Origin of the sequence: Pseudomonas mangrovi (assembly GCF_003052585.1) — a bacterium.
Classification (GTDB): domain Bacteria; phylum Pseudomonadota; class Gammaproteobacteria; order Pseudomonadales; family Pseudomonadaceae; genus Aquipseudomonas; species Aquipseudomonas mangrovi.
The window spans coordinates 126,513-146,316 of the sequence record NZ_QASN01000006.1 but is presented as its reverse complement, the minus strand read 5'-3'; the positions used below and the strand labels follow the sequence as shown (position 1 = coordinate 146,316).

General features: G+C 62.1%; 20 protein-coding genes. 8 read left to right on the top strand and 12 right to left on the bottom strand.

All coding sequences use genetic code 11. From position 1 onward, the window contains the following. The first annotated feature begins 366 nt into the window (after window positions 1-366). The 5 genes from DBO85_RS03615 (at window position 367) to DBO85_RS03595 (ending at window position 5,251) form a co-directional block, all read left to right on the top strand. Window positions 367-1,236: a mechanosensitive ion channel family protein gene (locus DBO85_RS03615; RefSeq protein WP_108105331.1), complete on the top strand. Its 870-nt coding sequence runs from the start codon at window positions 367-369 to the stop codon at window positions 1,234-1,236. 227 nt (window positions 1,237-1,463) lie between these two features. Beyond that, complete coding sequence (locus tag DBO85_RS19635) at window positions 1,464-1,616, top strand: GrpB family protein (RefSeq protein WP_199286984.1); 153 nt, start codon at window positions 1,464-1,466, stop codon at window positions 1,614-1,616. Window positions 1,617-2,233: 617 nt separating this feature from the next. Next, window positions 2,234-3,889 (top strand): alpha/beta hydrolase fold domain-containing protein, encoded by a 1,656-nt coding sequence (locus tag DBO85_RS03605; protein WP_108105327.1) that lies wholly within the window; start codon window positions 2,234-2,236, stop codon window positions 3,887-3,889. A gap of 371 nt (window positions 3,890-4,260) precedes the next feature. Continuing rightward, a complete protein-coding gene (locus DBO85_RS03600; RefSeq protein WP_108105325.1) occupies window positions 4,261-4,650 on the top strand; it encodes a hypothetical protein in 390 nt (129 codons plus the stop codon). A 1-nt stretch (window position 4,651) separates the two neighbouring features. Beyond that, the gene (locus tag DBO85_RS03595; RefSeq protein ID WP_108105323.1) at window positions 4,652-5,251 is read left to right on the top strand and encodes a hypothetical protein; all 600 of its coding nucleotides are present in this window, start codon (window positions 4,652-4,654) and stop codon (window positions 5,249-5,251) included. Window positions 5,252-5,474: 223 nt separating this feature from the next. Here the strand turns inward: DBO85_RS03595 and DBO85_RS03590 are convergent, their stop codons facing one another. The 7 genes from DBO85_RS03590 to DBO85_RS03560 all read right to left on the bottom strand — a co-directional run bounded on the left by DBO85_RS03590 (window position 5,475) and on the right by DBO85_RS03560 (window position 9,863). Further along, window positions 5,475-5,918 (bottom strand): hypothetical protein, encoded by a 444-nt coding sequence (locus tag DBO85_RS03590; RefSeq protein ID WP_108105321.1) that lies wholly within the window; start codon window positions 5,916-5,918, stop codon window positions 5,475-5,477. Between the two features lie 234 nt (window positions 5,919-6,152). Continuing rightward, on the bottom strand, window positions 6,153-6,437 hold the full coding sequence (locus tag DBO85_RS03585) for a hypothetical protein (RefSeq protein ID WP_108105319.1): 285 nt from the start codon (window positions 6,435-6,437) through the stop codon (window positions 6,153-6,155). A gap of 196 nt (window positions 6,438-6,633) precedes the next feature. Beyond that, window positions 6,634-7,011 (bottom strand): hypothetical protein, encoded by a 378-nt coding sequence (locus DBO85_RS03580; RefSeq protein ID WP_108105317.1) that lies wholly within the window; start codon window positions 7,009-7,011, stop codon window positions 6,634-6,636. Then, on the bottom strand, window positions 7,008-7,493 hold the full coding sequence (locus DBO85_RS03575) for a hypothetical protein (RefSeq protein WP_108105315.1): 486 nt from the start codon (window positions 7,491-7,493) through the stop codon (window positions 7,008-7,010). The genes DBO85_RS03580 and DBO85_RS03575 overlap by 4 nt, the downstream gene beginning before the upstream one ends. Window positions 7,494-7,548: 55 nt before the next feature. After that, window positions 7,549-8,649, bottom strand: coding sequence for a Kelch repeat-containing protein (locus DBO85_RS19030; RefSeq protein ID WP_146168161.1), 1,101 nt, complete (start codon window positions 8,647-8,649; stop codon window positions 7,549-7,551). A 247-nt stretch (window positions 8,650-8,896) separates the two neighbouring features. Continuing rightward, window positions 8,897-9,220, bottom strand: coding sequence for a hypothetical protein (locus DBO85_RS19025; protein ID WP_146168160.1), 324 nt, complete (start codon window positions 9,218-9,220; stop codon window positions 8,897-8,899). A gap of 103 nt (window positions 9,221-9,323) precedes the next feature. Beyond that, window positions 9,324-9,863: a hypothetical protein gene (locus DBO85_RS03560; protein ID WP_199286983.1), complete on the bottom strand. Its 540-nt coding sequence runs from the start codon at window positions 9,861-9,863 to the stop codon at window positions 9,324-9,326. Window positions 9,864-10,502: 639 nt separating this feature from the next. Here DBO85_RS03560 and DBO85_RS03555 point away from each other — a divergent pair. Further along, window positions 10,503-11,135 carry a DUF998 domain-containing protein gene (locus tag DBO85_RS03555; protein WP_108105307.1) on the top strand — a complete coding sequence of 211 codons (633 nt, stop codon included), beginning with the start codon at window positions 10,503-10,505 and terminating at the stop codon, window positions 11,133-11,135. 67 nt (window positions 11,136-11,202) lie between these two features. Here the strand turns inward: DBO85_RS03555 and DBO85_RS03550 are convergent, their stop codons facing one another. Then, window positions 11,203-12,339 (bottom strand): aldo/keto reductase, encoded by a 1,137-nt coding sequence (locus tag DBO85_RS03550; protein ID WP_108105305.1) that lies wholly within the window; start codon window positions 12,337-12,339, stop codon window positions 11,203-11,205. Window positions 12,340-12,506: 167 nt separating this feature from the next. On the opposite strand from DBO85_RS03550, the gene DBO85_RS03545 reads away from it, so the two are divergent. Then, window positions 12,507-12,851, top strand: coding sequence for a YgaP-like transmembrane domain (locus DBO85_RS03545; RefSeq protein WP_108105303.1), 345 nt, complete (start codon window positions 12,507-12,509; stop codon window positions 12,849-12,851). Then, a complete protein-coding gene (locus DBO85_RS03540; protein WP_108105301.1) occupies window positions 12,848-13,285 on the top strand; it encodes a DUF1810 domain-containing protein in 438 nt (145 codons plus the stop codon). The genes DBO85_RS03545 and DBO85_RS03540 overlap by 4 nt, the downstream gene beginning before the upstream one ends. Window positions 13,286-13,675: 390 nt before the next feature. Here DBO85_RS03540 and pdeM read toward each other — a convergent pair whose 3' ends face one another. From pdeM to DBO85_RS03520, 4 genes are read right to left on the bottom strand one after another with little or no spacing between them, the layout of a single operon-like run. Next, the gene (gene pdeM, locus DBO85_RS03535) at window positions 13,676-14,356 is read right to left on the bottom strand and encodes a ligase-associated DNA damage response endonuclease PdeM (protein WP_108105559.1); all 681 of its coding nucleotides are present in this window, start codon (window positions 14,354-14,356) and stop codon (window positions 13,676-13,678) included. A 29-nt stretch (window positions 14,357-14,385) separates the two neighbouring features. After that, entirely contained in the window at window positions 14,386-16,992 is a 2,607-nt protein-coding gene (locus DBO85_RS03530; protein WP_108105298.1) for a ligase-associated DNA damage response DEXH box helicase, read from the bottom strand. Continuing rightward, a complete protein-coding gene (locus tag DBO85_RS03525) occupies window positions 16,992-18,650 on the bottom strand; it encodes an ATP-dependent DNA ligase (RefSeq protein WP_108105296.1) in 1,659 nt (552 codons plus the stop codon). The genes DBO85_RS03530 and DBO85_RS03525 overlap by 1 nt, the downstream gene beginning before the upstream one ends. Beyond that, window positions 18,647-19,663, bottom strand: coding sequence for a ligase-associated DNA damage response exonuclease (locus DBO85_RS03520; RefSeq protein ID WP_108105294.1), 1,017 nt, complete (start codon window positions 19,661-19,663; stop codon window positions 18,647-18,649). The genes DBO85_RS03525 and DBO85_RS03520 overlap by 4 nt, the downstream gene beginning before the upstream one ends. Window positions 19,664-19,804 lie beyond the last annotated feature (141 nt).

Here is a 19,804-nt window from a genome sequence, read left to right as displayed (position 1 = left end):
GGCATAAATGCCCCGTGCTGCGCAGCATCGGCGGCGGCCGGGCGCACGCCCGAGAGCGTCTTGTTTCGATGCGCAGCAGTCGGTATCGGCAATGAGCGGACCCGGTCTTTTCGTCTTGGTCGGAGGCGTGCCGGACTCACCCGGTTTTTTGCATCGACCCGCCCGGTCAAGCAGGATGTAGGGTCACTGGACCGTGCGGCCGGCTCGGCGCCCGTGCATCTGGCCGGGCGCAGACGCCCCAGGCAGGGCTTGTCGGCGGGGCTGCCTGGCAGCCCGCGCAGGAGGCGAAACGAAGATCGAGAGGGAGCATCAGGCGCCGCTGAGGTCCATGGTTTTTCCGCAACAGGTAATGAAGAGGGGTGAAGGATGGATGAGGTGATGGTGCAGCTGGAAGAGTTGTCGCAGGCGTGGCTGCCGCTGGTGTTGCAGTACGGCGGACAGGTGCTGTTGGCGATCGTGACGCTGGCAATCGGCTGGTGGGTCATCGCGCGTCTGACCGCCGGCGTCCAGGTGCTGCTGGAAAGACGCAACATAGACCGCTCACTGCATGCCTTCATCGGCACCCTCGTCAGCATCGGGCTGAAAGTCGTGCTGCTGATCACCGTCGCCGGGATGATCGGGGTCGAGACCACCTCCTTCATTGCCCTGATCGGCGCCGCCGGTCTGGCCGTCGGGCTCGCCCTGCAGGGCAGCCTGGCGAACTTCGCCGGCGGCATGCTGATCCTCATGTTGCGGCCGTTCAAGGCCGGCGAATACATCGAGGCGCAAGGCATCGGTGGCACCGTGGACAGCATCCAGATCTTCTTTACCGTGCTCAAATCGCCGGACAACAAGACCATCATCGTGCCCAACGGCAGCCTGTCGAACGGCAACATCATCAACTACTCGCGCCAGCCGACGCGGCGGGTGGACCTGAACATCGGCATCGACTACGGCGACGACGTGAAGCAGGCGCGGGCCATCCTGCTGGGGCTGGCGCAAGCGGACCAACGCGTCTTCAAGGACCCGGCCCCGGTGGTCTGGCTGACCGCGCTGGGCGAGAGCTCGCTGGATCTTTCCTTGCGCATGTGGACCAGGACGGAAGACTTCTGGGATGTTTTCTGGACCCTGCAGGAGCAGGCCAAGGAAGCGTTCGACAAGGCCGGGATCAGCATCCCCTTCCCGCAACGCACGCTGCATATGATTGCGTCGCCTGCACCGGCGAAGACCGGGGAGCAGCCTCCGGCGCACAACTGAGGCGCGAGGGAGGGCCGGGCGGGGCAGGGTGGCTTTGAACGGGGTGTGATCTCATCCCGCGCAACGGTGTTGCTGCTGCCCGCAATGACGTTGTGCCGGTTGAACGGGCCATCTGACGCCGGCTGGCTTGAGGCACCGATAAAGCGTGGCCCTTCCTGGCTGCACCCCCTGCTCAAACGGTCGCAGGGCCAGCGCCAACCCGCATAGGCTGGTCAGAGACTCCAACGGTGATTTCGCTCAGTGATTACGACGCCACCTGGCCTGCTTTCTTTGACGAGCAGGCTGGCCGACTTGGCGTTTGCTCGTTGCTGCTGCGGGTCGAACATGTCGGCTCTGTAGTCGTGCCCGGGCTTGCCGTTAAGGAACCTCTGAAAAAGTAGCGAGCGAAGGTTGGTGGGAACGCCTAGTTGGGGACGCCTAGCTGGGAACGCCTAGTGGGTCTCACTAAGCTGGAAAGCGCAGTTTACGTAGAGCAAATGAGCATTTTGACGGGGTCGCCTAGACGGGGTCGCCTAGACGGGGTCGCCCTGACGGGGTCACTGTGACCGGCACCGCGGCGCTGGTCATTCCAGCCACGCCAGGCCGAGCGCGGTCCTTTCCAGAGGCGTCGTGGGACATGTCCTGGAGATCGACCATGCTGGTCAGGCTGCATTGGGGAAGATGTGCCGGCGTCCCGTCAGGCCCTATTCGCAGGGGAGACACTAGGCATCGCCGCTCAGCCGTTGAATTCATTGAATATTTGACGGCCGTTAATTGAATGGACCGATGTCGCTCAATGCTCGCTCAGGCATTGATGGCGAGTTGTTCAGCGGTTCGAACCAGCGGAACTTCGTTCAGAAATGCTTCGGATATGTGACGGCCCGCATAGCGCCGATCAGCGGCCGTACCGCCCGCCACATAAGACGGAACCACCGCATTCAATCAGCTTCAAAAGTCCCTGGCCGCCCCTGCCTGCGGTTTCTAGTCAACCCTGATTCCACTATTGGAGCATTTTTCCATGCGCGCCTCCGTGAGCGTCTTTTATGCAAGTTTGCGGCTGTTGTCCGCAGGCTTGTTGTTAACTTCTTCTGCTGCCTTCGCCGCGGATCCCGTTGTAAAAATCTTCGGTATCGGCCAAGGGTTCCTAGTGCCGCCTCAGGAGCCAGTCCGGGTGCAGTATCAGGTCATCCCAGAACTGCCCGGCAACCATTCCTTCTACCTGGACGGCGCCCTTCTCCTTGTCAGGGACGGGAGCCGGATCAGCCGCACCAGCTCGGGCGCCTACGCCATCACTTACCCGGGCGGGATCGCACAGGATCGCGTGGTCGAGCTGCGCATCTGCGTCGATGCGGTGCCCGCTGCCGCCTGCGATCAGGTCAGCATCCGTGCCGGCCAGGCGCTGATGCCCGGCCAGATGGTCGAGGTCAAACCGGTCGGCGTGGCCGGTCACCTGCCGGCGCAAACCGCCTTCGATATCAACTACACCGTTGGCCTGCCAAGCGCAGCGGATCGCCTGCTGTATGTCGACGACGTCCTGCGTGAGCGGCGTGCGGTCACCCGGGTCCGATCCGGCCCCGAGAAGTTCAGATACCCCGGCACCCTGGAAGTCGGCGAAAAGCGCATGGTGCGCATCTGCGTCGACGAGGAATCAGCCACCTGCGGATTTGCCGAAGTGACGGGCGGCCCCGCACCCCATGGTGTCGATCTGCCTGAGCCCTTCCTGGTGGAAAGCCTGCCCGAACACTTCCAGGTCATCGCCGGTTGCACCCCGGTCTGCGGCTACTACTCGAATATCTACTACGGTGATCCCGCCGTCAGCTGGGTGCCCGACCGTGGCGACGGCATGCCCGACGGGCTGCGCATGGATCTCTACTACTCCGGCGCGGATGGCCGGCTGAACCCGGACGCCGTCCCCCGAACCCTGATCATCTACGCGCACTCGGCCGGCTCGAGCAAGGAATCGCTGCTGTCGACCAAACGCTCGTTGCTGAACCACTTCCTCAGAATCGCCAATAACGGCGCCGGCGTGGCGGTCGCTTCGGCCGACTTCCGTCACCCGACCAAGCAGATGAACCCTGACCGCACCCCGGTTTCGGTCGCCGATCTGAGCTACCTCGTCCAGTTCGCCCGCCAGCATGCCGCCGAGCTCAACATCAACCCGGACGATATCTTCATCGTCGGCAGCTCGCTCGGTGGTGGCATTGGCATCCATGCCGCCACCCGCGAAATCGCCAACCCCGCCGATCCCGCGCCGGTCAGAACACAATCCTCGGCCGTCCGCGGCATCTTCATCAACGACGGACAGACGTCGTTCGCGCCGCACTGGTTTCGTAACACCTACCTCGAGCCGGCCGTATGGCCTCGCTACCAGTCCGACCTGCTCGACGACGAAGAGCGCCTGCTCTACGGCCACGCCATTGCTGGCGTCAACAGCAACGCGCCGCTGATGGAGCTGACCTTCAGCACCCGCTATATCGATCACAAGGTCTCCCTCTGGGAGTTCCTCACCCGCACGGCCGACCCCATGCACCTGCCGAACTACGGCCTGGTGATGGAAGCGCAATACCGCCTGCACGGCGTGGGTGAGCGCATCCGCGTGAGAGAGCGCTACGCCGGCAACTTCGGCCAGGACGCCGCACGCTTCATTACGCAGAACCGGCTGGGACGTGACTGAGGCAAAAGACTGCCGGTTTCGGAAATGAATGACTCAGCGAGGGCTGGGGCGCTCGGCCGGAGCTGCGCGCTCAAGTGGAGCTGCCATGACGGGCGGACCCGCGTCAGCAGACGCAGGGTTCCGGCCCGGCAAACTCGTTCGCGTGAAGTAAATGTGGCAGGTTCACTTCCGGCGGGAGAATGGACTTGCAAATAAATCCGCCCCCTTTGTTTCCCCGGGCTCCCGTCAGCTGTACGCGCTGAACAGTGCGCGCCTTCAAAGTTTGGCGAGGTGCTCGGGCGGTCGTCTTGGTCTGGGGCGACAGGCATGGCATAACGAAATTCAGGCGCTCATTGGGAGTGCGGCACCACTGTCCATCCATGCAGGGTCCTATGAACTCAGGGTTTGCTCGCCACAAGGGCCTGAAGCTCGCGCTGCTTGTGGCAGCCTTTGCCGTGCCGATGCTGGCGGCGCTCGCGTTGATCGCTGCCGCCCGTTCCGCTGCGAAACTCGATACGTTGGATATTGCGTTTTGCTTGCTGACGTTGACCAATTGCCAACCACAGAGTCCCTTTAGCGACGCTCCGGTCTGGCCATCGTTACTGAGACTGAACGCGGCTGTTTTTCTGTTCTGGCTTATCTACGCAGGCAGCGCGCATCTGTGCCTGGCAGCCCGTCGTACCTGGCTCAAGGTGTTGGCCCTGCTGCTGGCATTGAGCATGCCCACAGGTATGGTCTTCGTTGGGTTTCTGGCCATTCTGCTGCCTCAGGTTCGGCTCTGAGATGCTACGTCAGCTGACGCTTGCAGGATTGGTCATAGGCCTGGTCATTGCCGCAGCCGACTATCGACTTCTAGGGAAAACCCGCCAATACCTCACGCTGGAGCAAGCGGCGCTGCACCAGGCGCTTGAGCAGCGTGTCGTCGAGCGCATGGACCCGTTGCTGCGCCGGTACTGGCGGGGGCTGGAGCTGCGTCCGGGGCAAGACCCCGATGAGATTGCAGTGCTTGCCCGTTGGGCCTGGATGGATGGCGATGAGCGCGAGGCTGCAGGCTTCGAGATGCTGGTGGATTACAAGGCCTTCGAGCTCCAGCAGCAGGTGCAGCTGCATCGTCCCTGTCTGAGGGAGGTCCACGTGCTGTCGTCGCCGCCGGGCGGCCTGGCCCCGGAGCAATTCATTCAATACCTGCATGTGGATGTCCCATTGGGCCCTCCGCATTCCCAGTCGCCCCTGGCAGGCTGGCGCCCCACGGTCGTTGATCGTGTGGCCATGGAGTCTGGCAAGGTGACCTTTCGAACCGGGTTTTCCGCTTACGCACACCAGGTCCATCTTGCGCCGAATGGTGTATGGGACCCGTTGGATCCCTCTTGTCGGCCGCTGTGAAATCAGCACCTGAACAAAGACTTCATTGGCGTTGACCTGATCGGTCTGCAGTCGCTGCCTTGTCAGCGGGCCATGCGCTTGGCTTGGCCTGCCCGTGGAAGCCCGCAGTGCCATCCGTGGATCCTCGCGCCTTTTCTGCGTTGAATTGATCCCCCTGGGAGAACAGGTGCTGCAACGGTCACGCGTCCCATGGCGAGTTCAAAGGGATGCGAGAAGCGGCCTGTCACTCATGCTTTGCGAGGACTCCCGGGGCTGGCGATGTGCCTTTCTTCACGTTCGCCCCCAGGAGCCCGACCCGAACGCCGTGGGACCTGAGCAGCTTGGTGCTCTGTCTGCTGAGTACCAACAAGACGATCAGATTGATGAGCGGGATGATCGAGAACAACCCCATCATCACCGTGATGGCGACATGGTTCAGCAGCATGGAAAGACGAACCGCGGTGACGAGGATGTAGATCATCAGGATCAAGGACAGGACACCCAGGATGATGACCGCAGACTCACCTTTGATTCCGATGGCCTTGGCTATCGGGTTCAGAAAGATTTGCGCCAGTACGCCAAAGATCAAGGCGCGTTGCCTGGCGGCAACTTTGACCAGTTTGTCAGAGACGCGAGTGTCGGGAATCTGGAGATCCGATTCGGGTGCCCTGTATACGTTAATGTCCATGATGATTTCTCTTTTGAAACAAAGGTGACAGATTTATTTCTGCCGAGGGAATTGACTTTTAAATAGATCCGTCCCCTTTGTTGGCGAGGTGCGCGGGTTTTGGGCCGAATAACTTTGATTCAGTGAGTTAAGTAGGTTTTCGAATGACTGATTGAAAACCGTAGTCTGTCCCGAATGGCACTATTGACTCAGCGCTGAATCGTGGTCTGTGCCTGGTTGCTCCAGGTTGTTTTCTCAGGAGACATTGAAGCGCTTAAGTCCCGCGTAGACAGTGGCAACCACGCCGACGAGTGATGCCACACCTAGAGCGGGAAATAGCAATAGAAGATCAATTCGAATGTTGCATTCCCCCGAGCACAGGATGCGGTACTTCATTAAGAACTCATAAAGGCAGTAGAAAAGCCAGGCACAGCCGACAGCCTGGGCGACTTTGCTCTTAGTCAGAACTCCGGCGACCATGAAAATGGCTGATGGGGCCAAGGCTAGCCAGGGCTGAATAATAAGAACTGATACATCCATGCTTATCGCCTAACAGTAATTGGATTGCGTGCTTCGTTAATTTCAGAGAAATAAAGGTGGCAGATTCATTTCTGGCGGAATAATGGGCTGTAAATAAATTCGTGCCCTTTTTCTAACTGCGGTAGTCGCTGCAAGGGTGGTGGTCACCAAGCATCGGTTTCATTGTGCTTACCGAAAGGGCAGTTGAAGAGTTTGCTCAGGGATACGCATCAACGCCTTGTCTCCAAAAGCACCAGAACAGCAAGCCTGCCGCTGCGCCTATCAGTGCCCAGGCCAGGAGGCCGCTCATCAGCGGGGAGGATGGAAGGGCTACGCAACTCGCTATCGCTCCGGTAATGGCGCCGCCCAGCATAGAGGACCACCATCGGACGAAGTCGAAGCGATAGGCGATATAGAAGAGAGGCGCACCGAAGAAAAGAGCGGCTGCCAGAGTGAAGGGGAAAAGAACAAATGAGAATCCCAAGGGTGCGAGCAAACTTGAACCGTTCTCGATCACCATCATAAAGCCAACGATCATTCCAGGCAGTGCAGAGGAGGCAATAAGACCAGACGCTGCTGCATTGAATCTTTTCATACCCATTCCTTGGCGACTGCCGGAAAAGCGCCGAACCATGTCCACTGCCTGAGGACTACAGGTTGCCCGTGTAACTCTTCGAGCTGTCGCAGGTCTCGCGCGCGATCCTCGGTTTCAATGGGCCCCCAGCCCGAGGAAAGTGTTTGGCCAGTCAAGGATTCGGTGCGTGAGAGCACGATTCTTCCTGATACGAGACTCTGCAGTTTGTCCAGCGCGCCGCGCGCGATCAGCCGCTTGTACCCCAGATTGGTGAGCGTGCGTTCATGGGCGCGAGGATAGAAATCTGTACGGCCTACATGCGTGTGGATTATCTGGGAGGAGATCGTGATTTCCCACGGCTGGATATAAACCGAGACTGATCCGATCTCCTCGCACGGAGAGGCATGGCTTGCGATCAGCACGCCGTAGCGGTTGCGGCTCAAACTGAACTCTCCCAGCCCTCGCTTGGATAGTCCGCCCAGGAATAGTCGTTCGGTCAGCATTGTCTTTCCTCTTCGAAGCCAGCGACTCCGCGCCGGCAGAGCCGTGAACAAGGGCTTAGGAGCAGAGTGGCGAACAGGAGATGGGATGGCGCTCCAGAACCGAGAAGGTGTCCAGCACATGCTTGCGCACCTGCTCGATTTTCTCCTGCGCCAGCTGACCTTCAACGGTCATCTGTACGCTGTAGTTGTCATCGGAGAAACGGACCACTACGCCATCTATGACGATGCGATGAATCCCGTATTCGTCATCATCCTCACATTCAGGCAATGTCTCGTGAAGCAGCGGCGGAGCGTACAGCTGAGGAAACGCGTCCAGCGCGGGTTCACCTTTCAGCTCTTTCCGCAGCTTCAGCAACTGTTCATCAAGGTCACTCTGTTTGAAGTTTCTGCTCCACAGCGCATTCCTGATATCCCAGAGGTGATTGCGACCAGTGTCCTCGCGCTGGAACTCGAAACGAGGCCATTGACGGTCAGTCAAGCGTTCCCATCGCCACTCTTCCAGATGAAAAGCCCAATCATCGATGCTCTCGACGAGGCCGACCTTCTCGCCGCGAAATAGCTTTCCTCCCGAGACAAGGATGCTCGCTCCGTCTTGCAACTCCGCGGTGTGTCGATGAAGCCATCCTGGGGCAGGACCATTTGTCTGGATGGGGCAGACAGACCAGTCACGGGTATCAACGACCAGCACTTGTGTCTGTCCTACATGGCGTTCGCTCAAATAGCCCAGATTGCCGATCAGGATGATCTTGTCCCCGACAGCTGTGGCGCTGTGGAAATCCGTTGGGGGAAATGCAGTTGTCGGGTAGATGAACACCTGAGTCTCACCGGACGGTTCCATGACGACGATATCGTTGTAGATGTAGAAGTCAGGGTCGTAGAAGTCTTCATGTTCCCCTGCGATCCACACCGTGCGACCATCCGCTAACTGGGTTTCGCTTTGTCCGAATCGGTCAAAGCACCACGTGGGGCCTTCGTCGAATGCTGACGGGCCGTTCAGCATATCGTTGGCGCAGAACGCACTTAGGCGAGTTCGGATCAGCCAGTCCCAAAGCGGGTTACTTGATGACTCGGGATTCTTCCCACCCCGGCGTGGCGAGCGCCAGGTGTCGAAGACGCCAGGGGTGACCGTAGCAGGTACTTCATTTTCGGAACTCATACGCAGTTATCTCTTTAGCGGATGCGATATCTTAAAAAGTCGATGAGGCGTCGTGCACAAGTATAGCGCTGTACCAACAAATAAATTTATCGACAAGTAAAGGTGACAGATTTATTTCTGTCGGGAGAATTGACTTTTAAATAAATCCGTCCCCTTTTTTCGCATCTTTAGTTTTTATTTTTATCTTGTGTTTTAGTCTTTATCGTACTGAGTCAGCAAAGCTTTACCTTATTGTGCGAAATGCCAGCTATTTGGCGCGTGCTCTGCGAGCCATTCTGCGTTTTAGATATTCGCCCAATGGTTTATCTGGAACCTTTTTGAAAGCAGATAACCGTGTTAAGCGGGACCTGACTTTTATCTCACTATCTGCTTTATCTGCGTCTACTTCAGATGCATGTCCGTTTAGGCCGCGAAGAGCATCTGCCACTGCGTGTCGCTCGGCCATATGTCCACGCCGTTTTGAGCGCGGAATATTTTTGCGACTTGCCTTTGAGTTCTCATCATAGGTGTTACGACAGTCCTTTTTATAGCTTTTTCGCTTCTTATCATCTGGGGACTTGATTCTGCTCATATTGTTTATTCTTGCATAACGTATGGTTAAGGGGCGGGCTTTAGCCCGTCCCAGCGAGCGGGGCGAGCGATTTGAACCAGTTGTTATGTTTCGACGCAACCATCTAAATTATGCCGGCTTCTTTTTGTAGCTTTTTAATATACCCATTCAAGGATTTATTAAAAACAGGGATGGTGTCACTTACAAAATCCCAGTTAAAATTCAATAAAGCGCTGCTCCAGCCTACGCTATAAATAACCCCGTCTTCGTCGGGTTTTTTATTACCATGCGTCATGATAAAACTTTCTTGATCAAAGTGCGCGCCGTGCTTATTGCGGTAAGCCTTGGCATCTTCTATAAATTTATTGAATTTTACTTTAACTTCGCCAGAAAATGCCTCTGAAATTATCTCATCAAGAATCGGCTCCCAAAATGGTTTCTTGTTGGCGGAAATAACCCCTTCCTTTCCATAGCCGTCGTTAAAAATAGTGCAAAATTTAATAATTATTTCTTCAGTTGTTAGCTCGTCAATGATATGAATATCATGAATGTCAGGGAATAAAGAACCATGTTTTTCTTCGAAGCTGTTTAATGCCTCTCCATCAAGTCGTAGACCAGTTTTCAATCTTCTGCGTTCAGTATCATATAACTCGGTAATATGCAACGGCCTTCCAGTGTTGCAAAAGCGGTGCACTCGTTGCCTAAGCGCCAGAAGATCAATGATTCTATTTGTGGCTATTTGCCAAAGATATAACCTGCCAAGGGTCTCTTTCACTATTAGCATGGCCTTTATTTAGTGTTGATGACTCAGTCAGACTAAGTGAACATAATAGTGATTAGAAGTCCGGTTTTTCGGAGTTGCCTGAAATAAAATTTTCTATCAGAAACAACGACTTGGCTGATCGCTTCGGCGCGTGTTCGTATTCGCTTGACGGCTGTATTTCGTGAATCCATTACACCAGAGCCTAAGAGGCTCCGTCAGAACTGCGGCTGGGGGTGTTTTGAACGGTAGCGGAGAAAATGACGGCGATCCTTTCCGGTGGGTGGGGGGCTTCACTTCCTTGCTGACCCGAGGTTAATGCAGGCCAGTCGCCATGCTCAAGTCGCAAGCCGGATAAAGGGTGCTCTTGTTGCTGCGGAGCGATGTGCGGCGCGTGGTCGGTGTTGGCCGTGTCGCAGATTGAATACCGGTTGAGTGGCTGGCGGGCGCTACGAAGAACCTACAAATATCCATCTCATCGGCTGGGATAAGGCTCTAGCATGGCCTTCGTTTGCCTTTGTCCATGGATTGCAGGAGAGCTTCGTGAAGTTGACCGACCGTTTCTTGTTGGCCCTGGGGCTGGTGATTCCGCTCTGGTTGTGGCTCGGCGTGACGCTGACGGCGCTGGCCTATCCCGGCTATAGCCATCTTGATCAGGCGATGAGCCAGCTGGGCGCTCAGGGTGCGCCGACGCAGGCTTTCTCGGCCTGGGTGAACAACCTGCCGCTGGGTGTGTTCTTCGTGCTTTTCGCTGTCGGCGTTGGGCGGCGGTTTCGCGCATCGCGGTTGGCGCTGCTGAGCGCCGGCTTGATCGGTGTGCATGGTCTGGCGAGTTTCGCTACCGGCTACTTCGCCTGCGACCAGGGCTGTGCGCCGGTGACGCCTTCGTTCTCCCAGCAGATGCACAACCTCGCCGGGCTGCTCATGTTTCTCTCGCTCACCTTGGCCGGTGCGCTGTGGATCTGGCTCGGCAAGCGACTGCTCGCGTCGTCGCGCTTCGCGCTCTTTTCAGCGGCCTGTACTTTGCTTGCACTGGTCAGCGTCGTGCTGATGGGCAAGGCCTTCGAGGATGGCGCCTGGTTCGGTCTCTACCAGCGGATCAACTACGGCGTGTCGGTGCTGTGGGTCGCCGGTCTGGCGTTGATCGCTCTTCGGTCGGGCGAACGAGCGGACTAGCGACTGGCGCTATCCACCCGTTCACCCAGTCATCAACCATTAGTTGCCCAGCGAGTAGCGGGCAGGCTTACCCCGGAACCGGCGCATCCGCATGGATCAGCCCCTGTTCCTTGGCTGCCTTCCAGAACGAGGCGGGTACCGGTGTGGACATCGAGGCGACGTTCTCGCGGATCTGCTCCGGGGTGCTGCCGCCGGGGATGATGCTGGCGACCACGTCCGGGGCGTTGCAGAAGTGCAGGGCGGCAGTGCGCAGGTCGGTGCCGTGCTCGCGGGCCAGGGCCTGGGCACGTTGACGCTTTTCCGGCATGCCGTCAGGAATCTTCTTGCTGTAGTTGAAGTAGTCGTTGCCGGCCAGGTAGCCGGAGTTGAGTGGCGAGCCGATCACCAGCGAAACGTTGCGCTGGCGGCACACCGGCAGCAGGCGCTCGACTGCATCGGCATGCTGGATCAGCGAGTACTGGCAGGCCTGCAGGATGACGTCCGGGTCTGAGCGTTCGATGGCGGCTAGGCTCGGTTCCAGGGTGTTGACGCCCATGCCCCAGCCCTTGATCAGGCCTTCCTCGCGCATCTTCACCAGCTCCGGCATCGCGCCTTTCACCGCCACCTCGAAGCGTTCGCGCCAGCCTTCGCCGAGGTCGATGTTGTCCGGCGAGAGGTCGTGGATAAACACCAGGTCGAGGCTCGATACCCCCATGCGCTGCAGGCTGTCCTCCACCGAGCGGCGGGTCGCGGAGGCGCTGTAGTCGTACTCGTAGCGAAAGCCGACCGCGTCCTTCCAGTTGTCGTGCGAGTAGCCAGGCTCGGCATGCAGCAGGCGGCCGGTCTTGGAGGAGATTTCGAACTCTTTCTGCTGCTGGTCACCGAGGAAGTAGCCGATGCGCTGCTCGCTCAGGCCCAGGCCGTACCAGGGCGAAGTGTCGTAGTAGCGGATGCCGGCATCCCAGGCGGCCTGCATCAGCTGCTGCGCCTGGGCATTGCTCATTGGCCGGCGGGCGTTGCCCAGGGCGATGGCGCCGCCATAGCCGTAGCGCAGGTGCGGGCGGTAGCGTGGATGCCTGCCGTCGTTGGTCGCCAGGCCGAGCTTGCCATGGGCGGGCGGTGTGGAGGCGGCGGACGAAGGGGCTGCCTGGGCCAGGCCGAGATTGCCGAGCGAGAGGCCGGCTGCGCCGATGGCAGTGGAGGCGATGAATTGGCGACGTTGCATGGGATTCTCCGGGCGGGGGCTGTGACAGTTTGCGACCCCTGCTGTCGCCGCAGGTTTCGCCGCAGGCGTTGCCGGATGTCGCGGCCGTCGGAGACAGCGCCGGCTCGCTTGAACGTTCTGCCGCCGGCATCGGTCAGCTGAATCGTCATCCCTATGGAAAAATCCCCATGAAAACACTCATCGATCCATCGAAAACCAATGTCCACGGCCTCGAACGCAGTGCCTCGCTGGGTGGAGGCCTGGCGTTGCTCGGTGCCGGTCTCAGTCGTGGCGGACTGCTCGGTTTCATCGGTGCCGCGGTGGGCGGGTTGCTCGTGGCGCGCGGCGCGACGGGGCAGTGCGAGCTCAAACGCATGCTCCAGGAGAAGCAGGCGCAGTCGCCCGACAAGGCGCGTTACGCCCACATGCCGCTGGATTCCGAATCACGCAGCTTCGATTTCGACGGCCAGAAGCGTTTGCCCGACAGTGTACCGATGGGCCACGAAAGCCATCTGCACACCCCCCTGAGATGAACCTTGCGTATGACCTGGAGCGCTTCGTCGTCGCCCAGCAACGCGATTACCAGCGTGCGCTGGGCGAGCTGCAGGCGGGACAGAAGCGCAGTCACTGGATCTGGTACGTGTTCCCGCAGTTGCGTGGCCTGGGCCATAGCGAGATGGCGCAGCACTACGGCATCGTCGATCTGGCGGAGGCGCGCGCCTATGTCGCGCATCCGCTGCTGGGGCCGCGCCTGCAGGAATGTGCCGGCGCGCTGCTCGCCCACCGCGGGCGCAGTGCGCGGCAGATCATGGGCGCCCCGGATGATCTCAAGCTGCGCTCGAGCATGACGCTGTTCCACGCGGCCGATCCGTCGCAGGCGTTGTTCAGCGAAGTGCTGGTGGCCTTCTACGACGGCGAGGTCGATCTTGCGACCCTCAAGCGCCTGGGGCCGGAAGGCAGCATCTGAGCCGCGCTTGCCGCAGGCCTCTGCATCCGGACACCTGACGTGAGCGATCTATCCAGGTTGGCGCGTGGCGTCATCGCACGCTGGTGGACAAGGCTGCGCCTTGTCCACCCTACGAATAACGGACGCGCTCCGGACCTGGAGCGATCGCCGGGGGTTGGTTGCCGCCGCAGGATGCTGGATGGCTTCGACCATCCAGCCTACGGAAGCCTGCGAGTCGTTTGAACCATCCCTCACCCGCCTTCGGCACCCTCTCCCGGTGGGAGATGCGAAACCCCACACCGCGCCATCGCCCCACAGCTGTCCTTCTCCCTCCGGGAGAAGGTGGCGCGCAGCGTCGAATGAGGGATGAGTGGGGCTGCAGGGTGCCGGCAGAGAAGCGTTCGGCGCTGTTTATTCCTTGCCTTGCGCCACCGCCCAGACCCCGCCATCCCCGACCACGAAGATGCGCTGGCCAGGCTCGGCGCGCTGGTTCATTGCGCCGGTGAAGCTGCCGAACGCGGGCAGCAGGCTGACGCCATCGCTCAGTACGAAGCAGGGCAGACGCAGGCTCTGTCGTCCGCGCCCACGCAGCTGGTAGGCCGGATGCAGGTGACCGGCGAGCACCGGGCGCGTGGGATGCGGCCGCGGCTCGTGTTGCAGCGCGAAGGGGCCGAGCAGCAACGGCTCCGTCACTACTTCGATGCCCAGCTCGGTGGGCGGGTCGCCGGCGCGTTTGTCGTGGTTGCCGCGCACCAGGGTGACGGCCAGTGCAGGATGCCGCGCGCGCCAGTCGCCGAGGGCGTTCAGCGTCGCGGGGGTCTGCGCTTCGGGCGCATGCAGAAAGTCGCCGAGGAAGATCAGCCGCTGGCAGGCAAAGCGCTGCAGCAGCGCATCCAGTCGCTGCAGATTATCGGCCGTGGTGCCTTGCGGGACGGGCTGGCCGAGGGCGCGGTAGGTCGCGGCCTTGCCGAAGTGGATGTCGGCGACCAGCAGTGCCTGCATCGCCGGCCACCAGATGGCCTTGTCCGCCAGCAGCCAGAGTTCGGCGCCGGCCAGCTGCACCGGCAGGTGACGGGGATGTGAGGCGGGCACAGCAGCCTCGCCGCGCGGATATTCGCTGTTCACAGGGTCTTCTTCTGCGGTCGGTGCTTCGGTGGGCGCGGTTTGCCGTCCTTGCCCTGGCGCGGGGTGCGTTTGCGCGGCATCGGGCGCTCGTCATCGATGGCAAAGCCCGGCGCGTCCGTCTGATAGCCGCCGGGGCCGGCAGCCTTTTCCAGGTCGGCGACCATGCGCTTGATGCGTTCGGCGAGTTTCTCCGAACTGAGGCTTTCGCGAAAGCGCTCGACCAGCAGCGGAAAGGCGAAGGGCGTGGCGCGTTTGATCGGCCGTATATCCAGCTGCAGCGCCTGCAGTCGTTGCAGGGTCTGCTGCAGGCGCTGCACGTCCAGCTCCTGACGCAGCACTTCCTGCTGCGCCTGGCTCAGCAGCAGGTTGCCCGGATCGTGCTGCTGGAATACGTCGAAGAACAGGCCGCTGGAGGCCTGCAGCTGGCGAGTGCTCTTGGGCGCGCCGGGGTAGCCGGTAAAGACCAACCCGGCGATCCGGGCGATCTCGCGAAAGCGTCGCCGCGCCAGCTCGCCGGCATTCAGGCTGGCGAGTATCTCGTTGAGCAGTTCGTCACTGGCCGCCAGCGCCGCGGGCAGCGTCTCGGCAAAATCCACCGGGCTGGCGCACAGCAGTTCAAGGCCGTAGTCGTTGACCGCGATGGAGAAGCTCAGCGGCTGGCTGCGTGCCAGGCGCCAGGCCAGCAGACTGGCGAGGCCCAGGTGTACCGAGCGCCCGGCGAAGGGGTAGAGGAACAGGTGCCAGCCTTCGCGGGACTTCAACACCTCGGCTAGCAGGGTGCTTTCGCCGGGCAGCGCGGACCACTGCTGCTGTACCTCCAGCAGCGGCCGCAGCAGGCGCATCTCGGCGCTGGCGTAGTCGTCGCGCGCGGCGGCGTCGAGCTTGACCAGTACCGCGTCGGCCAGCTCGCTGGACAGCGGCATGCGCCCGCCGTTCCAGCGCGGGATGGCGGCCTTTTTGCTGGTGGCGCGGCGGACGAACACGGTCATGTTTTCCACCCGCACCAGTTCCAGCGGCCGACCGGCGAAGAGGAACACATCGCCGGGACGCAGGCGGGCGATGAAGCCTTCCTCGACGCTGCCGAGCGAGCCGCCAGCACCGCCCCTGGTCCAGTACCTAACCGCCAGGCTGGCATCGCTGACGATGGTGCCGATGCTCATGCGATGGCGCCGCGCCAGGCGCGCGTCCGGCACCTGCCAGAGGCCGTCGGCATCCGGCTCGGCGCGGCGATAGTCGGGGTAGGCGGTCAGCGAGTGGCCGCCGTGGCGGATGAACGCCAGTGCCCATTGCCATTCTTCATCGCTCAGCTCGCGATAGGCCCAGGCACTGCGCACCTCGGCCAGCATCGCCTCGGCGAAGAAGCCGCCAGCCAGCGCCATGCTGACCAGATGCTGGACCAGTACATCGAGGGGTTTTTCCGGCGACAGCCGCGCCTCGACCTTGCGCTCGGCCACGGCGGTTTGTGCGGCGGCTGCCTCCAGCAGCTCCAGGCTGTGGGTCGGCACCAGGGTGGCGCGGGACGGTCGGCCAGGCGCGTGGCCGGAACGACCGGCGCGCTGCATCAATCGGGCGACACCCTTGGGCGAGCCGATCTGCAGCACCCGCTCCACCGGCAGAAAGTCCACCCCCAGATCCAGGCTGGAGGTGCAGACCACCGCCTTGAGCCGGCCTTCCTTGAGCGCCAGCTCGACCCAGTCGCGCACCTCGCGCGACAGCGAGCCGTGATGCAGGGCGATCAGCCCGGCCCAGTCCGGGCGCGCGTCGAGCAGTGCCTGGTACCAGATCTCCGCCTGCGAGCGGGTGTTGGTGAACACCAGCGCGGTGCTGCTGGCGTCCAGCTCGGCGACCACCTGCGGCAGCATGCGCAGGCCCAGGTGCCCGGCCCAGGGGAAGCGTTCGAGGCCCGGCGGCAGCAAGGTGTCGATGCGCAGATCCTTCGGCAGCTTGCCCTGCACCAGACGTCCGGCCGGCATCAGCACCTGCTGCGCGTGCGCAAGATTGCCCAGGGTGGCGGACAGGCCCCAGACCAGCAGTTGCGGGTTCCACAGGTGCAGCCGCGCCAGGGCCAGTTGCAGCTGCACGCCGCGCTTGTTGCCGAGCAGTTCGTGCCATTCGTCCACCACGACCATGCTCAGGTGGGCGAAGGCTTCGCGGGCGTCCGCACGGGTCAGCAGCAGGGTCAGGCTTTCCGGCGTGGTGATCAGCGCGCTGGGCAGCCGCCGGCCCTGCCGCGCGCGTTCGGCGCTGCCGGTGTCGCCGGTGCGCTGGCCGATGCTCCAGTTGATCTGCAGATCATCCAGCGGCGCCTGCAGGGCGCGCGCGGTGTCGGCGGCCAGGGCGCGCATCGGGGTGATCCACAGCACCGTCAGCGGGGCGGGGGGCGATGTTCGGCGGGGCGGCGCTGCGGTGCCGATGGCGGGCATCTGGGCGAAGCGATCCAGCGCGGCGAACCAGACGGCGTAGGTCTTGCCGGCGCCGGTGGACGCATGCAACAGACCCGAGTCGCCGTCGTGCAGCGCCTGCCAGACCTCCTTCTGGAAGGCGAAGGGTTTCCAGCCGCGACTGGCAAACCAGAGACTCGACGGGCAGGGTGCACGCGCCATCAGAGCAGGCCCTGTAGCGTGGCCAGGGTGTCGGCATCCTCCACGGATTTGTCGGTGCGCCAGCGCAGCATCCGCGGAAAGCGCACTGCCACGCCGCTCTTGTGCCGTTTCGACAGGGCGATGCCTTCGAAGCCCAGCTCGAACACCAGGGTCGGGGTCACGCTGCGCACCGGGCCGAACTTCTCTACCGTGGTCTTGCGGATGATCGCGTCGACCTTGCGCATCTCTTCATCCGTGAGCCCGGAATAGGCCTTGGCGAAGGGCACCAGCACGCGCTCGCCGGGGGCGGAGTCGTCCCACACGGCGAAGGTGTAATCGGTATACAGACTGGCGCGGCGGCCATGTCCGCGCTGGGCATAGATCAGCACCGCATCGACGCTGAAGGGGTCGATCTTCCATTTCCACCACAGGCCCAGGTCGCGGGTGCGGCCGACGCCGTACAGCGAGTCGCGGCGCTTGAGCATCATGCCTTCCACGCCCAGGTCGCGGGAGGCTTCGCGCTGGCGGGCGAGGTCCTGCCAGTTGCTGCCGGTGATCTGCGGCGACAGGTGCAGATGGGCATCGCCGATCTCGGCCACCAGCATCTCGAGGCGTGCGCGGCGTTCGTCCTGCGGGCGTTTGCGCCAGTCCTCGCCGCGCCATTCGAGCAGGTCGTAGGCCAGCAGCGCCGCCGGCACTTCCTCGAGCAGCTTCCTGCTCAGGGTCTTGCGGCCGATGCGCTGCTGCAGCAGGGCGAACGGCTGGATGCCGAACAGCGCATCGCTGCCTGGTTCGGGCTGTTTCCAGACCACCAGCTCGCCGTCGAGCACGCAGCCATCGGGCAGCGCATCGGCCAGCGCCTGCAGCTCGGGGAAGCGCTCGGTGATCAGCTCCTCGCCGCGCGACCATAGCCAGTGGCGGCCGTCGCGCTTCACCAGTTGCGCGCGGATGCCGTCCCACTTCCACTCCACCAGCCAGTCGCTGGCCGGGCCGAGCTGCGCGTCGAACTGCTCCAGCGGCTGCTGCAGCGGATGGGCGAGAAAGAACGGGTAGGGCTGGCCGCCGCGCTGGGCGTGTTCTTCATCCGACTCCGGCGCGATCAGTGACAGATAACGCGGCGCGCTGGGCCGGTGCGACAGGTCGGTGTAGCCCACCATGCGCTGGGCGACGCGCTTGGCATCGACCTGCGCCAGGTTCGCCAGCGCACGGGTCACCAGCAGCTTGGAGACGCCGACGCGAAAGGCCCCGGTGAGCAGCTTGAGGCTGACCATCAGGCTCTGCTGATCCAGCTGCGCCCACAGCGGCGGCAGACGCGCGGCCAGCTCTTCCGGTGGCAGGCCGCGCAGCGGCAGCAGCTGTTCTTCCAGCCACCAGGCCAGGCCTTCCGCGCAAGCGTGGGGCGATTCGGGGATCAGCAGGGCGATGGTCTCGGCCAGATCGCCGACGGCCTGGTAGCTCTCCTCGAACAGCCAGTCGGAGAGGCCGGACAGGCGGGTCGCCAGTTCGCGGAGGATTTTCGTCGGTACGACCTGGCGCGGCCGCCCGCCGGCGAGGAAGTACACCGCCCAGGCGGCGTCGGCAGGTGCTGCCTGGGCAAAGTAGTCCTGCATCGCCTGCAGCTTGGCGTTGCTCGAGGTGGTCGCATCCAGCTGCGCGTAGAGTTCGGCGAAGGCCTTCATGCGGAGACCTGCGGCTCGGCGGTGTCGTCCTCGTCGCCGTATTCGGTCTCGAACCCGCGGGCATCGAGACCCTGCTCGCGCAGATGGCGCACCAGCACGTTGACCTGCCCATGGGTGACCATCACCCGCTCGGCGCCGGTCTGCTCGATGGCCCAGAGCAGGCCGGGCCAGTCGGCGTGGTCGGAGAGGGCGAAACCACGATCCACCCCGCGCCGCCGACGGGTGCCGCGCAGCAGCATCCAGCCGCTGGCGAAGGCATCGCTGTAGTCGCCGAAGCGGCGCATCCAGGTGCTGCCGCCGGCCGACGGCGGGGCGACGACCAGCGCCTGGCGCAGCGCCGGATCGGTCTTCTTGAAGTCACCGGCGTAGTGGGTGGCAGGGATGCGCACCCCGCCGGCGCGATAGACCTCGTTCAGCGGCTCGACCGCGCCGTGTACCAGGATCGGCCCGATGCTCTCGTCGATGCCATGCAGGATGCGCTGGGCCTTGCCGAAGGCATAGGCGAACAGCACGCTGGCGCGCCCGGCGGCGGCGTTGGCGCGCCACCAGGCATCGATGCCGGCGAAGATCTCGGCCTGCGCCGGCCAGCGATAGATCGGCAGGCCGAAGGTCGATTCGGTGATGAAGGTGTGGCAGCGCACCGGCTCGAAGGGCGCGCAGGTGCCATCCGGCTCGACCTTGTAGTCACCGGAAGCGACCCAGACCTCGCCCTGGTATTCCAGGCGCACCTGGGCCGAGCCGAGCACGTGGCCGGCGGGGTGAAAGCTCAGGGTCACGCCGTGATGATCGAGCCGCTCGCCGTAGGCCAGCGTCTGCAGCTGAATGTCCTCGCCCAGCCGCGAACGCAGGATGCCTTCACCGGGTGCCGCCGCGAGATAGCGCGTATTGCCACGCCGGGCGTGGTCGCCATGCGCATGGGTGATCACCGCCCGCTGCACCGGCCGCCAGGGGTCGATGTAGAAATCACCGGGCGGGCAGTAGAGCCCTTCCGGGCGGGAAACGACCAGATCCATGAATCCACCTTGGCTGCTTGGTAGAGCTATGAACGTTGGCGGGCGGGTTAGGTTCGGAGCCTAACCGAGCTCTGCTGACACTCTCCAGCGGCGCATCGTCGGCAACCATCCGTAGGGCGCAATAAGCGCAGCGCATTGCGC

Coding starts and splice junctions, on each gene's coding strand:
- DBO85_RS03615 (WP_108105331.1), top strand. CDS start 367: ATGGATGAGGTGATGGTGCAGCTGGAAGAGTTGTCGCAGGCGTGGCTG.
- DBO85_RS03605 (WP_108105327.1), top strand. CDS start 2,234: ATGCGCGCCTCCGTGAGCGTCTTTTATGCAAGTTTGCGGCTGTTGTCC.
- DBO85_RS03600 (WP_108105325.1), top strand. CDS start 4,261: ATGAACTCAGGGTTTGCTCGCCACAAGGGCCTGAAGCTCGCGCTGCTT.
- DBO85_RS03595 (WP_108105323.1), top strand. CDS start 4,652: ATGCTACGTCAGCTGACGCTTGCAGGATTGGTCATAGGCCTGGTCATT.
- DBO85_RS03590 (WP_108105321.1), bottom strand. CDS start 5,918: ATGGACATTAACGTATACAGGGCACCCGAATCGGATCTCCAGATTCCC.
- DBO85_RS03585 (WP_108105319.1), bottom strand. CDS start 6,437: ATGGATGTATCAGTTCTTATTATTCAGCCCTGGCTAGCCTTGGCCCCA.
- DBO85_RS03580 (WP_108105317.1), bottom strand. CDS start 7,011: ATGAAAAGATTCAATGCAGCAGCGTCTGGTCTTATTGCCTCCTCTGCA.
- DBO85_RS03575 (WP_108105315.1), bottom strand. CDS start 7,493: ATGCTGACCGAACGACTATTCCTGGGCGGACTATCCAAGCGAGGGCTG.
- DBO85_RS19030 (WP_146168161.1), bottom strand. CDS start 8,649: ATGAGTTCCGAAAATGAAGTACCTGCTACGGTCACCCCTGGCGTCTTC.
- DBO85_RS19025 (WP_146168160.1), bottom strand. CDS start 9,220: ATGAGCAGAATCAAGTCCCCAGATGATAAGAAGCGAAAAAGCTATAAA.
- DBO85_RS03550 (WP_108105305.1), bottom strand. CDS start 12,339: ATGCAACGTCGCCAATTCATCGCCTCCACTGCCATCGGCGCAGCCGGC.
- DBO85_RS03545 (WP_108105303.1), top strand. CDS start 12,507: ATGAAAACACTCATCGATCCATCGAAAACCAATGTCCACGGCCTCGAA.
- DBO85_RS03540 (WP_108105301.1), top strand. CDS start 12,848: ATGAACCTTGCGTATGACCTGGAGCGCTTCGTCGTCGCCCAGCAACGC.
- DBO85_RS03530 (WP_108105298.1), bottom strand. CDS start 16,992: ATGGCGCGTGCACCCTGCCCGTCGAGTCTCTGGTTTGCCAGTCGCGGC.
- DBO85_RS03525 (WP_108105296.1), bottom strand. CDS start 18,650: ATGAAGGCCTTCGCCGAACTCTACGCGCAGCTGGATGCGACCACCTCG.
- DBO85_RS03520 (WP_108105294.1), bottom strand. CDS start 19,663: ATGGATCTGGTCGTTTCCCGCCCGGAAGGGCTCTACTGCCCGCCCGGT.